The sequence below is a fragment of the Wolbachia endosymbiont of Drosophila tristis genome (assembly GCF_028981745.1).
GTDB lineage: Bacteria > Pseudomonadota > Alphaproteobacteria > Rickettsiales > Anaplasmataceae > Wolbachia > Wolbachia pipientis.
This window is the reverse complement of sequence record NZ_JAPQLN010000101.1, coordinates 1-21,951: the sequence shown is the minus strand read 5'-3', so window position 1 is coordinate 21,951 and position 21,951 is coordinate 1. Positions and strand designations below refer to the sequence as shown.

At 34.5% G+C, this 21,951-nt stretch carries 16 protein-coding genes and 2 pseudogenes; 4 read left to right on the top strand and 14 right to left on the bottom strand.

Annotation, left to right across the window (positions count from 1 at the left end):
* A partial coding sequence (locus OZD64_RS04225) for a transposase (protein WP_187470060.1) occupies window positions 1–135 on the bottom strand: 135 nt, incomplete at its 3' end.
* Between the two features lie 580 nt (window positions 136–715).
* Between OZD64_RS04225 and OZD64_RS04220 the strand changes: the two are divergent.
* A pseudogene (locus tag OZD64_RS04220) lies at window positions 716–1,611 on the top strand (Rpn family recombination-promoting nuclease/putative transposase).
* A 3-nt stretch (window positions 1,612–1,614) separates the two neighbouring features.
* On the opposite strand, the gene OZD64_RS04215 reads toward OZD64_RS04220, so the two are convergent.
* The 5 genes and pseudogenes from OZD64_RS04215 to OZD64_RS04195 form a co-directional block, all read right to left on the bottom strand.
* Window positions 1,615–2,277 (bottom strand): hypothetical protein, encoded by a 663-nt coding sequence (locus tag OZD64_RS04215; protein ID WP_274999369.1) that lies wholly within the window; start codon window positions 2,275–2,277, stop codon window positions 1,615–1,617.
* A 104-nt stretch (window positions 2,278–2,381) separates the two neighbouring features.
* Window positions 2,382–3,467 carry an ankyrin repeat domain-containing protein gene (locus OZD64_RS04210; RefSeq protein WP_274999367.1) on the bottom strand — a complete coding sequence of 362 codons (1,086 nt, stop codon included), beginning with the start codon at window positions 3,465–3,467 and terminating at the stop codon, window positions 2,382–2,384.
* A 405-nt stretch (window positions 3,468–3,872) separates the two neighbouring features.
* Window positions 3,873–4,092 (bottom strand): annotated as a pseudogene (locus OZD64_RS04205) (transposase); the annotation flags it as partial.
* 183 nt (window positions 4,093–4,275) lie between these two features.
* Entirely contained in the window at window positions 4,276–6,681 is a 2,406-nt protein-coding gene (locus tag OZD64_RS04200) for an ankyrin repeat domain-containing protein (protein WP_274999365.1), read from the bottom strand.
* Window positions 6,682–6,921: 240 nt separating this feature from the next.
* Window positions 6,922–8,835, bottom strand: a complete 1,914-nt coding sequence (locus OZD64_RS04195) for a hypothetical protein (RefSeq protein ID WP_274999363.1) — start codon at window positions 8,833–8,835, stop codon at window positions 6,922–6,924.
* Window positions 8,836–9,372: 537 nt separating this feature from the next.
* On the opposite strand from OZD64_RS04195, the gene OZD64_RS04190 reads away from it, so the two are divergent.
* The 3 genes from OZD64_RS04190 to OZD64_RS04180 all read left to right on the top strand — a co-directional run bounded on the left by OZD64_RS04190 (window position 9,373) and on the right by OZD64_RS04180 (window position 15,001).
* Window positions 9,373–11,763 carry an ankyrin repeat domain-containing protein gene (locus tag OZD64_RS04190; RefSeq protein ID WP_274999362.1) on the top strand — a complete coding sequence of 797 codons (2,391 nt, stop codon included), beginning with the start codon at window positions 9,373–9,375 and terminating at the stop codon, window positions 11,761–11,763.
* Window positions 11,764–12,107: 344 nt separating this feature from the next.
* Window positions 12,108–14,225: an ankyrin repeat domain-containing protein gene (locus OZD64_RS04185; RefSeq protein ID WP_274999360.1), complete on the top strand. Its 2,118-nt coding sequence runs from the start codon at window positions 12,108–12,110 to the stop codon at window positions 14,223–14,225.
* 101 nt (window positions 14,226–14,326) lie between these two features.
* Window positions 14,327–15,001: an ankyrin repeat domain-containing protein gene (locus OZD64_RS04180; protein WP_274999359.1), complete on the top strand. Its 675-nt coding sequence runs from the start codon at window positions 14,327–14,329 to the stop codon at window positions 14,999–15,001.
* A gap of 160 nt (window positions 15,002–15,161) precedes the next feature.
* On the opposite strand, the gene OZD64_RS04175 is transcribed toward OZD64_RS04180, so the two are convergent.
* The 8 genes from OZD64_RS04175 to OZD64_RS04140 form a co-directional block, all read right to left on the bottom strand.
* On the bottom strand, window positions 15,162–16,376 hold the full coding sequence (locus tag OZD64_RS04175) for a WD_0033/WD_0034 family tandem repeat-containing protein (protein ID WP_274999358.1): 1,215 nt from the start codon (window positions 16,374–16,376) through the stop codon (window positions 15,162–15,164).
* Complete coding sequence (locus tag OZD64_RS04170; RefSeq protein ID WP_010962488.1) at window positions 16,351–16,494, bottom strand: hypothetical protein; 144 nt, start codon at window positions 16,492–16,494, stop codon at window positions 16,351–16,353. The genes OZD64_RS04175 and OZD64_RS04170 overlap by 26 nt, the downstream gene beginning before the upstream one ends.
* 69 nt (window positions 16,495–16,563) lie before the next feature.
* Window positions 16,564–18,066: a recombinase family protein gene (locus tag OZD64_RS04165; RefSeq protein ID WP_038198586.1), complete on the bottom strand. Its 1,503-nt coding sequence runs from the start codon at window positions 18,064–18,066 to the stop codon at window positions 16,564–16,566.
* Between the two features lie 2 nt (window positions 18,067–18,068).
* Window positions 18,069–18,497: a DUF2924 domain-containing protein gene (locus OZD64_RS04160; RefSeq protein WP_015588926.1), complete on the bottom strand. Its 429-nt coding sequence runs from the start codon at window positions 18,495–18,497 to the stop codon at window positions 18,069–18,071.
* Between the two features lie 32 nt (window positions 18,498–18,529).
* Window positions 18,530–18,991 (bottom strand): ankyrin repeat domain-containing protein, encoded by a 462-nt coding sequence (locus OZD64_RS04155; RefSeq protein WP_233640963.1) that lies wholly within the window; start codon window positions 18,989–18,991, stop codon window positions 18,530–18,532.
* A gap of 386 nt (window positions 18,992–19,377) precedes the next feature.
* The gene (locus OZD64_RS04150; protein ID WP_244263342.1) at window positions 19,378–19,641 is read right to left on the bottom strand and encodes a hypothetical protein; all 264 of its coding nucleotides are present in this window, start codon (window positions 19,639–19,641) and stop codon (window positions 19,378–19,380) included.
* Between the two features lie 255 nt (window positions 19,642–19,896).
* Window positions 19,897–21,015 (bottom strand): reverse transcriptase domain-containing protein, encoded by a 1,119-nt coding sequence (locus OZD64_RS04145; RefSeq protein WP_274999261.1) that lies wholly within the window; start codon window positions 21,013–21,015, stop codon window positions 19,897–19,899.
* Between the two features lie 2 nt (window positions 21,016–21,017).
* Entirely contained in the window at window positions 21,018–21,434 is a 417-nt protein-coding gene (locus OZD64_RS04140; RefSeq protein ID WP_274999260.1) for a reverse transcriptase N-terminal domain-containing protein, read from the bottom strand.
* Window positions 21,435–21,951: the final 517 nt, after the last annotated feature.

The window sequence follows — 21,951 nt, the reverse complement described above, 5'->3', positions numbered from 1 at the left end:
CATCCATTTTCCTAATACACTATCCCTTATTCCTAGATCTCTTGCTACTTTTGCAACTGGTTGACCTACCTTTCTTTGTTCATTTGCCAGCTTAACAGCTTCCAATTTGAATTCTGCCGTATATTCTCTTGCCATTTCTAATCCTCCAAAATTTTATTTTACCCGAAAAAACTCCTTTCTTTCTCTCCACTTTTTCTGGGTAAGGTCAATTCGGAACTCTATTTCTTTTTTACGATCTTTACTTTTATTCTTATTGTTCATATAATATACCCTTCACTAATAATAAATTATTTTTAAATGTTTACTGTTATTTTCTTAGCAGTATTGGCATAAAGCCATAGCTTTTGGGTGAAGTCAAATCAAATTTTCAATTTTTTTTGTTTATTTTTTTATGAAAAGGTAGAAGATATTAATAGCTGCTAATTTCTTTAAACGATGTTGTCGTAGATTCGTATTTTTATACACCAAAAAGGGTATCTTTGATGTCTCCTACAGCTCCAAACTCATAGCATCCATTTGCCGGCCTTTTAAGGCGCTTTATAGAAGGGTTAATAAAAGATGCACAAAAAGGACGTCTAAGGTGCGTAGTAGCATTCTAAAGCCATCTATGGGAGACATTTTTTTCATCAACGCATTCAAAACTTAAAAAAATAAAAAACTTGAACATTTCTTCAGAATTATGTATAATTATTAATGCTTTTTAAGGTTCTTTCTTATGACTTTTTCTAAGTTTCTTGATCCCAAAATGATGTATCGTTTAAGCGTATCTTCGGTACTGAAAAAATAGAGATATCCTTATTCACTTCCTCAATGATATTCTTGGCTTTACTGGTAAAAATGAAATAAAGGATATAGAGTTTTTAAGTACTATTCAAGACCCCGATATCGCCGCTAAAAAGCAAAGTATTGTTGATGTTCTCTGTAGAGATTCTACAGGTGCTCAATACATTTGCGAAATGCAGGTCGCTAAAACTAAAAGCTTTGAAAAACGTGCCCAATACTATGCTGCTAAAGCTTACTCAAGGCAAGCTGATAAAGGTGACCAGTATCATAACCTTAAGGAAATTATCTTCATTGCTATAGCAGATTGTGTACTGTTTCCTAATAAATCTGAGTACAAATCAAAGCATACTATTCGAGATGAAGACACTAATGAGCATGATCTAAAAGATTTCTATTTTATATTTATTGAGTTGCCAAAATTTCCAAAAAAATAAGGAAGATCAGTTGGAAAATATAGTTGAAAAATGGGTTTATTTTTTTCGATATGCAGATGAGACTAGTGAAGAAGAGCTGGAAAAAATAATAGGTAGTGATGTAATAATTAAAAAGGCCTATGAAGAGCTAAATAGATTCAACTGGTCAGAAAAAGAATTTATTGCCTATGAACAGGAAATAAAACGTATTCTTGATGAACAGGCTGTCCTCGCTCAAAAACTTGATGATGCTACTGAAAAAGGTAGAGAAGAAGGTAAAGAAGAAGGCATCCAAATCGGACATGAAAAAGGCAGGAAAGCAGAGAAAATCGAAGTGGCAAAGAACTCACTTAAGGCCGGTGTCTCTATTGATGTTATCGCTCAAATTACCGGCCTTTCGATAGATGAAATTTAAAAATTAAGGAATTAATACTTTACCTTGACCTCTAGCTTGAGTTAAATGACATTGAACAGAAGTATTATTTAGATAACTTTTAGGCTCCAAGCTTATTTGTTGTTCTTTTACGTCACTCACTTCTAATCTGCTTAACATTTGTTGCATTAATTGATTTATTACTGGGTCTATTCTTCTATTAAATTCAGCCATAAACTTATCAAACTTTTTCGGACTTAATCTACCGGGATCTCCGGGTTCTCTACCAGGCAATGCTTCCTCTGCGTATGATTTTAAAATCCCTGAAATTTCATTAAATTCACCACTCCTAATTTTTTCATTAATCTTCTCAAATAATTTCTCAAAATTAATATCTAAGCGGTGCATTTTTATACCACCTTTCGATTCAGCTTGCTTCTCTAATACTGCCTTGAACGACTTTATAATATCCGATGTGTAAAAAAGAGCCTTTACAGGATTAACATCAGAAAACTTAGGAAGAGGACACTTTTTATCTAGAAAAGCTTGTAACAAGAAAAACATCAAGCTAGCATTATTACTCGCACAAACTTCACGACTAAATTGGCTAGTATATTGGATATTTGGGTTTCTTACTGTATCAGAATGATTGGAGCTACTTCCTGCTGTACCAGAACGGCTAGAGCTATTTTCTGAAAATGAAGGCAACGCAGCCCTTAAAGGGGAAGAGATAAACTGAAAAACACCTTTAACAGCATCTATCCATGAAGACGGCTTACTTGCTCCGCTTGTAGCTCCTATTTTGTTATAGCCTATTTCGTCACTTTGCGATGAATTGTCTGATGCATTATCATAAGATAGATCACACTTAGCTTCTTTTGTAATACTATATTGTACATCACGCTTCTTGCGAGTAGATCCACAATCCTCAATTTTCCATTGACATGGACTATCTTTTCCCCTGGCCTCCAAGTAAATACTCTCCTTCTATCCCTATCATGGCTAAGATAATCACTAGCAGGATATAAATACTCATTAAAATAAGTGCTTTTTATATATATGTTGTTACCTTCAGGTTCAAATTTCCATTGACATGAACTATCTTTGCCCCCTGGCCTCCAAGTAAATACTCTCCTTCTATCCCTATCATGGCTAAGACCATTACCAGCAGGATATAAATACTCATTAAAATAAGTGCTTTTTATATATATGTTGTTACCTTCAGGTTCAAATTTCCATTGACATGAACTATCTTTGCCCCCTGGCCTCCAAGTAAATACTCTCCTTCTATCCCTATCATGGCTAAGATAATCACTAGCAGGATATAAATACTCATTACTATAGTAAACACTTTTAATACATACCTCCGATGAAAATACTGCATTCTTTACTGACTCTGGTAATTCTCCTTTTATCCTTTCAAGCTCAGATTTTTTTTCCGAATGAACATTATGGTAATTACTCATCTCCATAATTCTTTTTACATAACGGGCTAACCTAAACTCCGCATTTTCTACACCTTTAACTTCAATACTAGCTCCAATATTGAGAAGATTTGTAACTTCACTAACATTCCCACTTTCTACAGCAGCAAATAAAAGTCTATCATACTCACTTTGCTTTGGTCCTAAAAAGTTTACTACTTCTGACTGACGAGAGGTATTTGCTACATCTAAAGGTTTTCCACCATCCTTATTTTTAGCTCCAATGTTAGCCCCCTTATCTATAAGAAATCTAATTATCTCTAAATGACCTCCTTCAGCAGCCCTATGCAAAGATGTGTAACCATCACTATCTCTAGCTTCAATATTAGCCCCTTTCTCAAGAAGTTCTCTAACGTCACTAAGGCGTCCTGCTCCTGCAGCACTAACTAATAAATCATCATTGTTTAAAGTCATTTGTCCCTCCACATTTATAAAAACTTACCTAACTTAACTAAGCAATCACACTATAACAAGCCACTCTTACCCTGAGCTTTTTTCTTTCCTCAAGCAACACAGAAAGGACCATCTTCCCTCAAACAAGAACTCTGGAATGCCCTCACATAACATAGCCCGCTCACAAAAGTAAAATTACCTTAGCCATCACACACTTACATACCATAAAAAATTAGTAATCTAATGTATTTCAGGAATAGTACTCCACTTTTAAAACTTGTCAACCCCTAATTTAAAATTTTTTTGAAATAATTTTTGATGAAAATTTTTAATGAATTACTATTAATTTAATATTAAATATTACTAAGAACCTAAATAATACAACCACTTTCAGCAATAAAAACCAGCTAGCATGAGAAGATTTTTTTGGAAATCGATTGGTCTTGCAAATATGCTTAAAATCTTCGTTTCAAGCCCTGGATGTAAATTTATTTGCCTTTTTTTGACTATTTGGGGTTCCTTCTCTATCTCTTGGTGTTAAAAGTTCAAATGAATCTGCATTTGTACGTAAAGCCTTTGCATTTCTCCCATTTTTTCTATTATTTTCTTCACTTTCAGCCAATAAGTGGTTTTCTATTTCACCTTTTTATATCAATTTATTACTTTCTTTTTGATTTGACACACTTTTTTGAACATCTCTATTGTGGAACAAACTTTCTCTTGGTTCTCCAATTTAGACACATGAGCAAAGATTGTGAGCTTTCTCCTCTTACTTCAAAAACCAATATCTTCTTTAATATGATTACTTCTATGTACTTACTAAATTAGGCTACTTAAATTCCTTAGGCAGGTTATAAACGGATACCTTTGCTGAGCTTTCAAAGCTCTTTATAGAGGTAGGTGATTCTAATGTTCCAGGTACGTCATCATAATCAGATAGTTGCGTAGAAATTGAATTCGTCCTAATACCCTGAGATGTACCTTCTTGAAAATGAAGTAATTTATTTTCCAACTTATCTCTTGCTTCTCTAAAACTGTCCAATTTTTTTTGCAAGCTAACACTTTCTTCTTTATACTTTGAAAGTGTTAAATCGATAAAATGATTACACAACACTATTAGACCTGTAGCACTAGAAAATAACAACAAGAGAGGATGAATGGTAACACCTGGCATATCTCCACTTCTTGCATCATGAAAATTTTTATACATATTAAGACAAGAGCCAAAAGCTGCAGAGCATACAAAAGCAAGTTTTGTTCTGCACAGGAAATACTCAACTTGCGCTAATTTTTCATTGCAATGTGCTAATTCTTTACGCAAATCATTAATTTTATCACTATAATACCTAATAAACAATTGTTTTGTTTCTTCATTATTAACATATTTCCATGCTCTGTAAGATCTTCCATCTATGAGCTCAACGTTTACATGCTCTGATTTTAGAAGCGCACTAATTGCGTTACTACTTCTAGAACGCACAGCTTCATGTAGAGGTGTGTAATCGCTTTTAACATCTTTCCTTCTGTTAATATTTTCATAAGTTAAATACTTGAAAAGAGCCGAAATACATTCTGGGTCATTACCTTCAATAGCCAGAGTAATTGCATCTTTTCCGTCTTTATCCTTAGAATTAATAACTTTAGAAAGCGGCTTTTCATTTTCTTGCTTATCTTCAAAATACTTGCACTTATACACCTTATTCGAACGATATGGCTCCTTAAGAATACACAAAAGTTCTTTTACAAGATCAACCTGATTTTCTTTAATAACCACATGCAAAAGTGTGTTTTGATTTTCCTCATCTTGTAACAGTAAAACATCATACAAATAAGCATTTTCATGTAGATAACTAATCTCTTTATTGAAACGTGTTTTATCTATACCTTCTCTTCCTCCTTTACAGATACTGAAGAGTCGTAAACTACCTTCCAAAGCATTGTGATCAATTGCAGAGGCACGTTGCCTTCTGTATAAAATTGGCGCTCCTTCTACGCAAACACTTCCGAAGTAACGAGCAATAGGGGAATGGATACATGCACTTAAAAAATTAGTAAGAGGGTTACAAGTGTTCACACCATTCCTACCTTCAAGCAGTCTAACTACATCTAATTTATTATACGAATCAGCATAATATAAAGGATCCCGATCATAACAGTCCTTAGCATCAATTATAGCATCACATTCAAGAAGAAGTTTAGCTACATCTAAATGACCTTCCCTAGCAGCATAATGTAAAGGTGTTCTAGCTTTTTCATCCATGGCCTCAACTTTAGCACCTTGGCTTATAAGAAAGCTAACCATACCCTCTCTATTGTAGTAAGCAGCATAGTGTAGAGGAGCTATACCCCAACGGTCTTTAGCATTAATTATAGAATCATGGTCAAGAAGAAGTTTAGCTGCATCTAAATGACCTTCCCCAGCAGCATAATGTAAAGGTGTTTTATCTTCTTCATCCATGGCCTCAACTTTAGCATCTCGGCTTATAAGAAAGCTAACCACATCCTCTCTATTGTAGCAAGCAGCATAGTGTAGAGGAGTCATACCAAAACGGTCTTCAGCATCAATTATAGCACCACGGTCAAGAAGAAGTTCAGCTACATCTAAATGACCTTTCCCAGCAGCATAATGTAAAGGTGTTTTTCTACTATCATCTTGAACGTTAACCTTAGCATTTCTACTGAGAAGAAGTTTAAGGACATACAAATTACCCTTACAAGAAGCTACACACAAAGGCGTTTGATTGTTTATACCTTTAGCCTCAATATTAGCACCTCCATCAAGAAAATCACTAACCTTTCTAATATCTTTTCTTTCTATAGCAGAAAATAAATATTTATCTAGCTTTGCTCTCAAAAAGTTTGCTACTTCTGTGTTACCAAGCTCATTTACTATGCGTAAAGGTGTCTTAACATTATTATCCTTAGCTACAATGCTGGCACCTTGATCAACAAGAAATCTAACCATATCGTATTGACCTGCACTAACAGCATAGTGTAGAGGTGTCCAATTTTGGTCACATCTAATGTCAATATCAGCACCAATACTAAGAAGAAGTTGAGCTACATTTACACTATTTTTACAGGCAGCCCAGGACAGCAAAGGCAACTTATCTAAAAGTTCACGATTAACATTATATTTATCAATATGTTGATCAATATATTCCTCCAACCGTTTAAAGTCGTCATTTTCTATAGCATGCGTAAAATCCGTTGTAAGGCTCGTTTGATCTTTCATAAACTATATAAAAAAAACTATTTTCCTACTCAGTACAATACTCCATTTTTAAAACTTATCAACCCCTATTTAGAAATTTTTTATGGAATAATTTTTGATGAAAGTCTTTAATATATTGCTACTAATTTAGCAATATATACTGTTAAAAACCTAAACAATATAACCATTTCCAGCACCCAAAACCAGCAAGCGTGAGAACAATTTTTCTTGGAATCGGTTGGTCTAGCAAAAATTACATTACTAATTCCAAGAAAGCGGAGCATTTGGATCATCTGGAATTTCATAAAAAGGCAGCCTATCAATTAACAGACTTTCTTCATCTCTACTAAGATCTCTTGTTACAATATTGCAAAAATCTCTATTGCTCCCAAAATTAGCTGTTACTGCAGTCCTTAAATCTTGATTTCCTGCCACAGCTTCCTGAAAGCTGCTGTTATTGGCAAGATGAGTTTCCAGCACAGGTTTTGCGTCATTACCAAATTTGTTTTTCACATTCAGAATAGCTTGTCCCAATTTATTTGTGTTGCTACTAATTAATTTTTCTGCCACTCCTTCCTGCAAAATACGACTACCTGCTAAGATCTCTCTATTTTCATTATCCTTCACAACCGCTTTCCCTATTTCATCTACCTTGGTATTCAAAAGGTGCTGAGTTACGTTATTGACTAACGTCTTCGACTCATCTATATTATCGCCTAAGCCACTTGCATTAAACAAATATTCAGCTAATTTTTCAGGGCTAACCTTCCCTTCAGTAATTCTTTTTGCTTCACCTTTCTCTATACTGCCAGCATTAAATAACAACTCAGCTAACCTAGAAGTGCCGACATTTTTTATTATATCTTCAATAAAGCTCTTTTGATCCCACTGATAATTCTCTGCTAGTGCATTCTTAGCATCGTTAAATACTAGTTCAGAAATCTTATACGAGCTAACTTTATCTTCGGCAATCTTTTTGGCTGCAAATTGATCTAAGTTACTTTTATTAAAAAGCAACTCAGCGAGTTTTATTGGATCAGCTTTATTTATAAAATCCTGCGAATTAAGATTTATTTTATTAGCAACATGAGTAGCAAGATTTTGACCAGTGCTATCAGTTATATCAAGTACTGTTTTTCCCAATATATCTTTATTTTCATCAGTAAGTAGCTGTACAGCGACTTCCTCAATTGATGGGCTTTTTCCATCTCTACCTGCCGGACCTTGAGGACCATCTGCACCTTTTGATCCCTGCACCCCCTTGTCTCCTAAAAAAGCTTTTGCTATCTTACCATCATAAGCATTTTCGTTATCAGCAGTTTGATCAAGAAATCTGCCTAATTTCTCCACTAAAATTGATTTCTTTTTCCCATCTCCTATATCCTCTGTTGCATCAAGTATTTTTTTCGTGAATTCTAAAATTTTTATATTAGAGCCATCAGCTTTAGCAAAATTACCCTTTTCTGCCAAAAAATCTTTTGCTGTTTTATTATCACCATATATTTCATATTTTTCATCAAGAAGCTTCCCTAATGTATTAACTAAAATTGAAGTTGCATTGGGATCATGTTTATAAAATAATTCCCTTGCTAATCTATTGATTCCGTCACTGTCACGAGAAATAAATCCTCTATCTGTATCTTCCTTAGTATATACATTTTCAACATCAACCTTTTTATTTAATCCTTCATCTACTTCTTCCTTAGTATATACATTTTCAACATCAACCTTTTTATTTAATCCTTCATCTACTTCTTCCTTAGTATATACATTTTCAACATCAGCCTTTTTATTTAGGTAAGCAGGCAGAATATCTCGCCTAGAAAATGTACTATCTAGTATCAAGTTAGAGATTCTATCACCCTTATCAAAATCTTTTGCATAAAATATCGCCTCCACTATGGACTTTTCTGCTAACTTCTCTTCAAGTACTGTATGTTCATCATTGTTAGTACTTTTCATATCAAGTAGACTTTTAAAAGCTGCCGCTAAACCTCCTACTTTATAGCTTATTTCACCTTGACCATCTTGTTTATATTTTAATTCCAGACTACCATTGCTTGCATCTAAAGTATACTTATTACCTTTCTCATCGCTCAAGGTTATAATTTTAACATTTTCCAAATTTGATATTGATGTGCCGTGATTATCTTTAAACTCTACATTAGGTGTCATATCACTTCATATTAATTAAAACGAAAGGATACGCAAAAAAAATATATTTTTTTATTAATACATGATGCAAAAAGAGCTTTATTCTATTTTAAATATAGAATTGCAATGAATTTTCCTTTTATTTCCAAATAAACTAATTTTCACTCTTTAACATTAATTACCACTAACTCAAATAACACAACCATTTCCAGCATTCAAAACCAAGGGTCGTGAGAAGAGTTTGTTTTGGGATGGATTGGACTACCGCTAGATCCGTGCGAACTTTTATTTATAATAATTTTACTATATCGCAAAGTCAGCTATTTTAGCCTACTTTTGCCACATTTAGGTACGAACTGATTTGCCTAACTTTGTTGTAACAATTTTACGCTTTTATTTTTGAAACACCCCTTTTACGTAAAAAGCTCTCACAAATATACGTACTATTTTATGTTTTTAGAAAAAGTCAATAATTAGATTTTTTGTGATGCTAATTGGCTTACATTTTTATTGAAAATATTTTTTAAAAAAGTGGTTGACTTATAGTTTAGCTGTCTTATGCTAGCATTAGCATGTTTATTATGTAATGTTTATATGTTACATGATAGTATTAATATGGAGGGTAAAATGGACTTTTCTCAATATGTCGAAGGTGACGCTTTAGCATTATCTCACACCACAATAAATACAAGCGAATTGGTAATCTTTTTACGGAGTAGGACATACATTACAAAGCTTTCTTTACGGTATTGCAGTATTGATGACACAGATGCAGAGGTCTTAGCTGGTGGGAATCTTTCACATCTTACTTTACTTAACTTAAGTAGTAACAATATTGGTGACAGAGGTGCAGAGAACTTAGCTAAAGATAATCTTTTAAATCTTACTTCACTTGACTTACAGTTTAACAAAATTAGTGACGGAGGTGCAGAGGCCTTAGCTGACGGTAATCTTTCAAATCTTACTTCACTTAACTTACAGTCTAACAATATTGGTGACGGAGGTGCAGAGGCCTTAGCTGATGGTAATCTTTCAAATCTTACTTCACTTAACTTACAGTCTAACAATATTGGTGACGAAGGTGCAGAGGCCTTAGCTAACAGTAAGCTTTTAGGTTGTACTAAAATTAACTTAGATGGTAACAATATTGGTGACAAAGGTGTAGAGGCCTTAGCTAACAGTAAGCTTTTAGGTTATACTAAAATTAACTTAGATGGTAATATTGGTGGCCAAGGTCCAAATGGCTTAGTAGAGTTCTTAGCTGGCGGTAAGGCTTTAACTCTTGCTTTACTTAACTCAGATGGTAACAATATTAGTAACAATATGAAGGACTTAGTTAACGTACCAAGAAATAGACAGGGATGGACTTCTTTACATTATGCTGTTAAAAATGGCAATGTAGGTAAAATAAATGATCTAATAAAAGGAGGAAAAAATGTTGATGCACAAGATGAACAGGGATGGACTCCTTTACATTTGGCTGCTACCGGAAGTTATACAAAGGTAGTAAATGCTCAAATGTACGGGGATGATATTCATGCTAGAGAAACCGGAAGTGAGGAACCTATATATATTAAAGCATGCAAAAATATTATAGAGTCTTTCCTAGACAAACTATTAAACATTAAAGTAGTAGGAGCTTTAATAAAAGGAAAAGCAGAGATTAATGCAAAAGATAATCAGGGAATGGCTCCTTTACATTGGGCTGTTAAAGTTGGTCATATAAATGTAGTAAATGGTCTAATAAAAGGAAAAGCAGAGATTAATGCAAAAGATAATCAGGGAAGGACTCCTTTACATTGGGCTGCTCTAATTGATCGTACAAGTGCAGTAAAAGCTCTAATAAAAGGAAAAGCAGAGATTAATGCAAAAGATAATCAGGAAAGGACTCCTTTACATTTGAGTATTCAAATTGGCAGGACAGATGTAGTAAATACTCTAATAGACAAAAAAGCAGAGATTAATGCAAAAGATAGACAGGGAAGGACTCCTTTACATTGGGCTGCTAGCAAAGGTGGTATAGAGGTAGTAAATGCTCTAATAGAAAAAGGGGCAGATGTTAATGCAGTGAATAAGTATGGAGATGCACCTCTGCGTTTTGCTGCTCGAGATGGCCATATAGATATAGTGAAAGCTCTAATACAAGGAGGTGCTAATGTTAACGCAAGAAATAGTGACGGTACTCCATTACATACAGCTTATGGCCATGAAGAGATAGTAAAACTTCTAATAGAAAAAGGGGCAGATGTTAATGCAGTGAATAGTAATGGAGATACACCTCTGCGTTTTGCTGATCGAAATGGCCATATAGATACAGTGAAAGCTCTAATAAATTACGTAACAAAACTAGAAGCTGCTGATCTGTATGTTAGTCAAAAGAACTTAGAAGAAAAGAATAGATTGATAGGTGATTTGCACGATCTACACAGTAGTTATCCACAACATCTTCAAAACTGTAAAAAAGAAGTCAAAAAGATTGAAAAAGAAAGTCAGGAACTACATTCCTTTTTGAAAAAAAGTGATATTAATGAACTAATTAGTGTGTGGGAAAGGAATGCAGACATACAGAATCAGATTGATAATCACGATAACCTAAAAGAGCAATATCCAGAATACGCTCATATTTTAATTAATAAAGCTAATGAAGTGAAAAAAGAAATTTTTCTGCACAATCATAAGCCGCTAATTGATGCTTTATCAGCACATTATAAATGTGATATAAAAACAATGACATTTGCTGGTATAGAAAACTTTTTTAAAGTTGTTCACAGGGATGATTTTAAAGAAAAGCTAGGAAATGGAGGAATAACTCTGAAAAACTTTGTAGATTTAAAAAATGTTGAAAAGAGAGATGATGTTCCTAAGTTAGGAGTAATTGCATTTAAGCATGGGTGTCAATTAAGTGAACCAAGGGTAACAAGAGTAATTGATCAGGCTCTTTCTCTCTAATAGGATCATTGAGCAAACTGTGGGTTCATGGTAGGAAAAAATTGACCTTACCCAAGAGAAGAAGAAAGAAAAATTTTCATAATAAAAGTGTTTTTTTAGAAGGAGCAGTAATGACACAAGGAAATTGGGACTCTGACAAAAATTTTGCAGGGTAGCTTGTTATATAGCTAAAAAGAACCAAATAGCAGGTTCACAATGTCAGTGAAGTTTATGAAGTTAGAATGGGTATAGAAGGAAAGAAAACACAGATCTCTAAAAAATATCAAAGTTAGAAAAATTATTCTTGCATTAGTTTTTATTTGTGCTATGTGCTGTACATAATATCTTTGTAGAATGGAGGGAGTATGTTAACTAGAGATATTTCAAGGCCTGAGCAGGTTTTTAGTGGAGCAGAAATAAGCGAAAAAAAAGAGCTATTAAAAAAGCTAGAAGAGAAATCAAATACTCGACAAGGGCAGTCAGAAATAGGCGGATCGTTTGATGATCAATATGAGTTGATTATAGAATATCTGTTGCAGATTCCACCATCTAATGATCGGTTAGAAATTTTACGAAAGCAAGGACATTCACAGAGTGACATAGATGAAATGTTTAGTCAGGGGGATTCTTGGTATACTCAATCAACCATATCGTCATTTCGAAGTTATAATAGTCCACCGTCTTTAATGGATAGTAAATATTCACTGAGTAAACAGATATCTGTTTGGTCCGCTTTAGATCATAATCTCACAGAAAGTCAAAAGAAGTTAAACATAGAGTTACTAAATGTTTTAAAGTATCTAGAATGGCATGATGAAGGTGCTCTTTTTGATTATGATAATGGTCAGGTCGATGAGCTTGAAGAATTTTTAAAAAATAATAGAGGCAATCCAGATCTAAAAGCCGTTCTAAATGTCAAAAGAGGAGAATCTGGGTCAACAGTATTGCATGCGATTGCGGGAGCTCATATAGGTGCATCTTACCGTCAAGAAGACCGACCTATAAATTTACTCTTAGAAGCAGGAGCCAGTCCAAATATACAGGATGATAAAGGAGAAACACCTTTGCATCGCGCTTCTGCTATGGGCTATGATCAAAATATATATTCTCTCTTAAGGGGAAATGCTGACCCCAATATATGTGATGGACAAGGGAAAACTCCACAACAAACTGCAGTTGATAATCATAATTACCATGTTGAAAGGTGTTTTTTTACTGACAATCAAAAAAAGTTGCGAAAAGAATTAAATAATATACTTAATGGACATCGCTACAAAGAAGGCAATTTAGGCTATATTGTTACACTCACTCTATTTCAGTTTCTCGAAGATCTAGAGGAGTTTTTACATGAACATAAGAATAATAAAGACCTAAAAGTAGTTTTAAATACTCGGGACATAGCAGGAAAGTCAGAAGTGCTGGAACATGTAAAAAATGCTTTTTCCGGCTTTCAAGCTGCTGATGGAATAAAGAAATTACTTTTGGAAGCGGGAGCAAAAGAGTTCACGTATGAAAGGAAAAAATGCTTACCTAAATCTGGGGTTTTGTGGGGTAATATAATACCAGCTCAGAAGGAAAAGCTAAGTAGATCCTTAGGTATTTTATCTGAAATTCAAGACATAAATCAATTGGAAAAATTCGTGAAGATAGCTATCAAGTCTGGAGTGCGACTTAATTATCGTTTCACCGTTCCTTCACCTTTTGAAGGTTATAGTTTCACAGATTATGTGATAAAAAGAATTAGTGAATTAGAAAAGTCTCCTAAAGTTGCTAGTGGTATAATATGTCAATTGGTATCAAAAGGAGCAGTGTTTGGTAGCCCAGAGAGCATTGATGTAATTGATGAACTGGGATTAGAATGCAAAGATCACAAAGCCAATATGATAAAAGCTTTTGAAGGTTACATTAATGATGCCCATAGGTTTATTAAAGTTGCGAAAAGTGCAACCACTAGTAAATTGAATGATATAGCAATAGGTAATACTACTCTTTACTTAGAATATTCGGAGGAGAGCAAAATAGATATTGCAAAGATCACCGATGGAGCGAGAAGTTTATGGTTAACTCATGAAAATGCAGGATATGAAAGAAATATAGTAAAGATTGGTGAAAGTGAGGTGGAAATTATAACGCAAAATGGTAAAAGGCATTACACAGACCTTACAGCCAATAGTAATATAGCATTGATTTTCTGTACCTCTTTTGGAGAATTAGAAGTTAGATTGTATTCTGATAAGCAAAATGAAAACAGGATTAGGGTAGAAGCAAGAGATCAAGGGATGTTGAAAAAATTAAAAGATTATGGAGAAGAAATAGGAAAAAATTGCTCACTTGGTTATCACTCAGTTTATGATGCTATTGAACGTGGGTACTTCGAAAAGCCTGCTCCATCTTCAAGAATTGTCCAGGAAGAAAAATTACAAAATGGTAAATGGGCAGATCAAGTACGATATACAAGAAAAAATGGAGCACAAATTAGATAGTACTAAGCTTTGTAGACAAAAACGTTGGTATGGTTTTTACTGCTTCAAAAAGGTTTTGCTTTATTTTTTTTATTTTAATAATAATATTTTTAGGAGGGTTTATGCACACATCTAAACTTACTGCAGCAGAGAAAGATTGCAATAGCAAGCTATTTTATGCTGTAGAACAAAATAACCTTGATAAGGTTAAAGAGCTTATTAGAAATGGGGCTGATATTCATGCTAGAGAAATTAGTAGTAAAAAAGCTATACACATTGCTGTTAAGAAAGGGAACAAAAATATCGTAGAGTTTTTCTTAAATGAAGGGATAAGCGTTAACGATACCAATAACAGCGGTTGGACACCTCTACACTATGCTGCCTTTGGTGGTGAGTTGGAAATAGCAAAACTTTTGGTTGCTAATGGGGCTAATGTTCGTGCTGAAAACGCTTATGGTCAAAAGCCTATAGATTTAATTCATTATGGTAAAGATGATGGATATAAAGGCATTATGGAACTTCTTCTAAATAAAGGAGGAGGAAAGGTTAATGATATTGATAAAGAGGGTTGGACACTCCTACACTATGCTGCCTTTAATGGTAATTTGGAAACTGTAAAGTTTTTAATTGACAAAGGAGCTAGCATTCATACTAAAAACAATGGACGTGAAACGCCTTTAGATCTCGCTAGAGAAGGAGGAAGTACGGAAGTTGTAAATATGTTAAGCAGTATAAATACAAAAGTGACAGATGTATCGGTATCTCAACTCTCTATACCAAGAAAAAGGACTGTATGAATTGATATAAGCAAAAAAGGGAGGATGTTTCTATAGGTTATACACGTCAAGTTATTGTTAAAAATAGCAGCAGGACTAACGGAGGTAATTCTTAGTTAATAGTTTAAGAAATCTTCTAAAGAAATTATCTTGTTGTTTATGATTTTTTGAGCATAGCCTTTTATGCTAGATTCAAAGAAGACTGAATAGGCTGCTCCACACTTTCCACTTTTTCTAGCTTTGTGCTGGGCTTTAGCACATTATACAACGCAAAGCTCAGACACACCAATCCAGCTATTCCCACAACCGCTGCTATTACAGGCATTTTCATGATATACAATGCAACACCGCTTGCCAATAACACTGCACCAACAACACCAGCTACAATTGGTTGAATTGCCTTTTTTGATGATTTTTCGTCTACAGAATTTCCTTTACTATCAAAATATAGTTCAGTTGGAGATGGGATATCAGGCTCTTCTTCTGTTAAAGCATTTTGAGCTTTCTCACTGGTTTCAAATATTAGCTCGCTATCTTTATTAATATCTCCACGCAATTGAGCTGTAGCTTTACTTTCCCATGTTAAATTATCTGTCAACTTCTCTCTTGATTCTGTATCAGTTTTGATTAATTTTCTTTTATGCTTTATTTCTGTTAATGATTTTCCGTTCTCAGCACTTCTAGATTTGCTATGAGAGCACGATTGCGTTTGATCTCTTTTCACAACTTCAGTAAAAGTGGTTGTAGAAATACTGGAACTTTGTGTCTGATCTATATCATCTTTTGTTAAAATATTTTTAGCTTCTTCACTGCTTGCAAGCATAGGTTCATGTATTTCAAGATCTTCACAGTCTTTATTGATATCTTCACAGCTAGTTTCAGCATTACCACTTACAGGTTTAACTTCTATATTAAGATTTTCTTTAAATTCCTTGAGAGTTGCTACAATTTCTTTACAATTTTGTTTATTAGCATAATCAATTAGTGTATAGCTTATCTTCTGGCTATTTGCTTTTTCTTTTATCATTTTCTGGTCGAGGATTTCTTTCAAAATACCGTTTTCTTTAGAAACTTCTAAAACTGCCCTAACAGCTTTGCTATTTTTCTCTGAAATACAGTATGCTAGTACCGTGTAGGTTGTTTTTTGAACACCCAGAATTTCTCCGTTTAATTCGTCATTCAGAAGATCTTTTAAAAATTTTCGTTTTGCTGCTTCTTGTAAAAACGTCTCAAAAGCTTGATTATTCTTAAGAGATATAGCATAACACGGTAGCGTAAATACTCCTTTCCTCCCTTCTTCACTATAAGGTATTTTTGTTGTTAAAATTTTCTGTAATGTATCATCATTAAATTTTTCAGCAATGCTATTCTCATTTTTCGTCCTTCTCCAGAACATAAAGGACTTTTTTTTTCCCTAGATTTTCTATTTCTTGCTTCAGAGTATCAAACTTACCTTTCTCTTTTTCTGTTAATCCACATAATTTATCAGTACGCTCTTTTTTCTTTACTGGCATAGTATTTCCCTTCGTATAATGTTTGTTTTATAAGTTAGTTGCGTTAATAACGTATTAATTGTGTGATTTTTAAGACGCTAATTTGTAAAATTTTTCCATTTGCTCACTCCATAGCATCGGTATTTCCCTTAAATCAACTAACCGCAAATTACTCGGTTGTCTCCCATTTACTATGTCTTCTTTGATCTTTGGTGCTAAATAATTTAATCTTAAAATTTGTTGTATACGTCTTGTACCTATATTAATTTTAATGCTCAGCTCTTTCACACTTCTATATTTTCCTTCCTCTAGTTGACGTTTCCAAAGATGGGCTCTTACCACTACTTTCAGTAGCGCATTGTTTGTTTTTCCTTCTGGTTCCACTACTGTGCATTTGTTTCCTTTCTTCTTTAAATTCATTGGTATAAATTTTTCCTCTGACTCAGAACACACCTCTATTCCATCTTCTCTTACCCACACTGTTTTTATTAATTTCTTCACTGCTTCTTTCTGTTTTCCAAAACTTAAATTTTCCCATTTTTCTTTTTTTGCCCCTTTTTCCCAATTCTCATATAAGCATTCCGCTCTCTTCATTACTTCTTTTTCCACTTCTCCGGCTACTACTGTTCGGTTCATCGACTTGCAACCTTTTCCTCTTAAATGGTTATTGCATATATAATATCGATACCTTTTATTTTCTTTTTTTGAGTATGTCAGCGTCATGTTTACTTTGCAGCATCTGCATCTTATCATCCCCTTTAGTAGCGCCTCTTCATATTTTTTACCTCGATATGGCTGATTCTTTATTAATTCCTGTGCCTTTTGCCATTTTTCTTCTTCTATTATTGCCTCATGCTTTCCTTTATACTGCTTCTCATAATGCCGTATTTTTCCCATATATATCGGATTTGTTATTATTCTCCTCACTGTGGCCTTTTTAAAGATATCTGATTTTGCTTTCGTTCGATATCCTTCTCTGTTTAACTCTCTTGCCAATTCTGCCATTGATCTCAGCTCCATATATCTCTCAAATATATGCTTTATTACTTTTGCTTCTTTTTCATTTATTATTAATTCCTTCTCTTTTACATCATACCCTAGTGGCACATTCCCTCCCATCCATAATCCTTCCTCTTTCGATGTTGCTATTTTATTTTTTACTCTCTCTACTATCATTTCTCTTTCTAGCTGTGCCGCTCCTGATAACACTGTTTGTACAAATTTTCCCATTGGTGTGTTGTTATCAAATATTTGCGTCACTGCTACAAAACTTATCCGGTGCCTTCTAAAAAATGACGTTACTTCTATGCAATCCTTCGTTTCCCTTGATAACCTGTCCAACGTGTATACTACCACGCAGTCTACCTCTCCGGCTTTTACATCTTCAAATAATTCCTTTATCGCTGGTCTATTTAAATTACTCCCTGAATAGCCTCCATCATCATACCTTTTGGCTAATGCTACCCACCCTTCTCGGCTTTTTATATATTTTTTACATGCTACTCGCTGTGCATCAAGACTATTAAACTTCTGCTCTAGCCCGTCTTCATTTGATTTTCTCGTATATATCGCACACCTTACCTCTTTTAGCATTCTCAACTTACCTTTTTATCACGCATCCCAAATAATAAAGGACCGTTGTAGCTCATTCCCATTATTTTTCCGGCTACCGCTGATAATGACGTAAAAAATTCTTCTCTGTAGATTAAACCCTTATCTGTTACCATCACTGCATGCGTTTCTTCACCTCTTTCTAATATCAACTCCGTTCCTACTGCTGGCAGTTTATCGCTACTTATCCTTTTTCCCTGTTCTAGCCGATCTGCCAGGTATTTTAGTCTTTTTGCTCCTTTTCTTGATATTTCTCCATACGCTTTCTCCTGCAACCTATACGCCAATCTTGGTATCAAATATTTCTTTGAGTTTCTAGGCGCTTCTTCCACAAAGACCTTCCTCCATATTTTTCTCAGCTCTTCCAACGCTTTTTTCTCTAAATTCAATACTTTCTTTTCTATTCCTTCCATTCTAGCTTCTGAATTTAAAAAAAAGTTGCGGCTCATAGCACTTTTTCATCCATAGTTTCTAGCTCTTTCACCTCTTCTTTTGCTACTATCACACCTGCTGCTGTACTTTCCGATACAACTCTTATTCTTTCTATAAATTCCCTCTGTTTATTTGCCATTTTTACGTTCTCTAACACTTCTTTTATCTCTTTATTATTTCTCACATAATCCATTGGGGTCTTGCCAAATTTATCTTTTTGTTCCACATTCCCTCCCGCTTTTACTAGCTCTTCTACTATTTTTATCTCTGCTACCATGCACGCAAGGTGTAACGCGGCAAATTTGCTACTTCGTTCCACTGCGTTTACATCGACTCCTGCCTTTATCAGCTCTTTTGTATTTTCTAGACGTTGCCCCATCACTGCTAGGTGTAGTGGTCTATATTTCCCGGCATCTGCTGCATCTACATCTGCTCCCTTTTTGATTAATAATTTCACTTTTTTCGGATCTGGCATTCCCACCGCGTAATGTAGTATCGTCCTTCCTTTTGTGTCTTTTTTGTTAATATTTTCTATTGAGTTATCTAATACTTCTTTCCACGACTTATTAAATTCTTCTCTTTCTTACTAAATTTTACCATAAGTTCCTCAGCTATTAATGCAATATAAAGTGGCTCCAATTTGGCTCACTTTAGCGCTTAGCAAACTTTGTTTGTTTACCAGCTACTTTTTCACTTAGGGCTGTTTTGGCATAAAAAGCAAGTTTTTTTTACAAAATATACACATTTTTTCAGCATATTATATTAAGATATAAATCTATATATTTAATCTGTTAAATAATAGCAATTCCTCTCCTGCTGTTGCCAGCTTTTCTCTTCTATTTTTTCCATATATTTAGCCTCTTATTTCCTCACAAAAAGTCTGCAAACATCTACAGCCCTTTCCTCCACATCATTTAGCTTCTTTCCACCATTTACCACCTGCTTTTCCGATACCTTACTTATTTTTTCCATTAACTCCCTCTGTTTGTTCACTATTTTTCCTCCTTTTTTCTTTAATACCTCCCTTGTCTCTTCATCACTTGCGTAATACATTGGGCTAAATCCTGATATACTTACCAGGTTTATTTCAGCCCCTGCTTTTATTAACTCTTCTACTATTTCCACTTTCGTTATCTAAGTGGAGAAAGTCACCTCTCCCCACTCGACTGCAGAACCGTACGTGACAGGTTACCGTCATACGGCTCCTCTGCAATTTGGTGCTTGTCATGCACACTTCCTGTGTAAAATATCGTGACAATGTCCATGTAATAATAATAAATTTTTGATCATATTATTTTTCCTATTTTGGTCTTTATGGTGTATTTCTAGAATATCATCACTCTTGAACCAAAGTTGACATTGATCACATTTGCCTTGTTGTCACTTCAACAGCTTTATTACTCTCGGTGATTTATCTAGTATTCTATTAAGACGATTCCCCCAGTAAACCCAATCACCATCGTATGGAGATTTGGTTCCTTTCACTTTGATATGTCGCTTAATAACATGATCTCCGTGTCTTATAAGATTCACTTCGTTACTTGTCATAAATCGCCAATTATCATTACCATACTTCTTGAAGTACTTTCTTTTGATCCAGCATTTTCCTTTGTTTGGGTGTTTATATAACGCCCACTTCCAAAGTTTTCTGAACATTACACTGTCAATAAGATTAAATGTTTCACTTGAAACTACACAAGAGTAATATTGACTCCATCCTCTAATAATTGGATTAAGTACTTTAATTACTATTTCTTGTGTTGCTCCCCTCAATTTTCTAATCTTATGTTTGATAATGAAATTATGCTGTTTTATAGATTCACGACTTGGTTTGATTAATAACTTGTAACCTTTCTTATTATTTCTTGTTAGGTAGTGTCTTATTGAAAATCCAAGAAAATCAAATCCTGGTTTATCCCCTTCTAAAGTATGGGAAATCCTTGTTTTTGAAGGTTTTAGTTCTAGTCCAATGATTTTTAACCATTCTTCGATTAGTACCTTTGCCTTAATAAGGATCTCCTCACTCTCATGTATAACAACAAAATCATCAGCATAAAAAATTATACTAAGAGCTTGTTGTGCCCGTTGCTGCGATGCTGTACCATACTTTCTTCTTCTATATAGAAAAAGTTCACTTTTTAATGCTTCTTTAATATATTGTTCCATACCGTGTAATGCTATACAAGCCAATAATGGAGAGATAGTTCCTCCTTGAATTGTACCACTCTTAGTTGGCTGGAAGATTCTATTTTCTATTACTCCTGCTCTCAACCATCCTTTTATTGTTTTTCTTAATGTTGGTGTGGTATTGAGTTTTTCAAGCAATGCATAGTGTTTAATATTATCGAAACATCCTGAAATATCAGCATCTAAACAATATGCTGTTTTCTGACTTAGTGCATTGAATATGGCCTTCATAGCATCGTGACAAGATCTACCAGGTCTAAAACCATAAGTGTTCGGCTCAAATTTTGCTTCCCATTCAGGTTCCAACGCCATTTTTACAAGTGTTTGTTTTGCTCGACACGATATGTGGGAATACCAAGGGGACGACGCTCCAATGGCTTGCCAGGTTTTGGTATCCAGACTCGTCTTGATGGTTTTGCTCTTCCTCTTAAATCCATAGAATTTGCTAATTGCATTCTTTCTTTTTGGTCGAGATTGGCTTTCTCATCAATACCTGCAGTCTTTTTCCCTCTATTGTCCTGTGTTACTCTTCTAACTGCGAGCATTCTTGCACTTGTCGATTTGAGTAATAATCTCTGAAGATTATGCATCTTTTTGACATCATTACATTTAGAAGCTTGGTAAATTCGTTTTTGTAGCTTAAATGAAGATTTCTCCAGCTTACGCCAAGAAATTTCATTCCATTCATACCTAACATTTTGTTGGCTCATAACATATTCACTACTACTCATAACTTTACCTTCCAAATTACAGTGTTTACGTCTGCATATCCCAAATATTACTTTGGGCGTTAGCTTCTTAAACAATCCTTCCACATAGAAGCTTACGGTTGGCTACCTGCTTATATCTAAATAAATATAAGAGCATCTATGCGGTTACTCCGTTCCATGATTTTGTTTCATGTTGGACTTAGGTTCTTACTTTTTTGCCGGAAGCTGAGAACATCCATAATCAAGTGGTAGGATCTTGATTCCTCTTTGCGCTTCTACCATTTTGGTCTATGCGTATCAACCTTATTTCGCATATTCATGTTGACGACAATTCAAACATAAGTTCCTTTCGTAACCTTATCCAACTCTGTTCGCAGGGATTTACCATAAGGTTTAGTATTACCTGCTTTTGTCTCATGCTTGCATCCCAGAAGTTGCCACTTTCTAAAATGTGAGACATACTTTATCCCTGATGTTTAGGGAAGATGGAATTTAACCACCACAAAATCACGACTTTCGGGTCGCACCCCACCATACA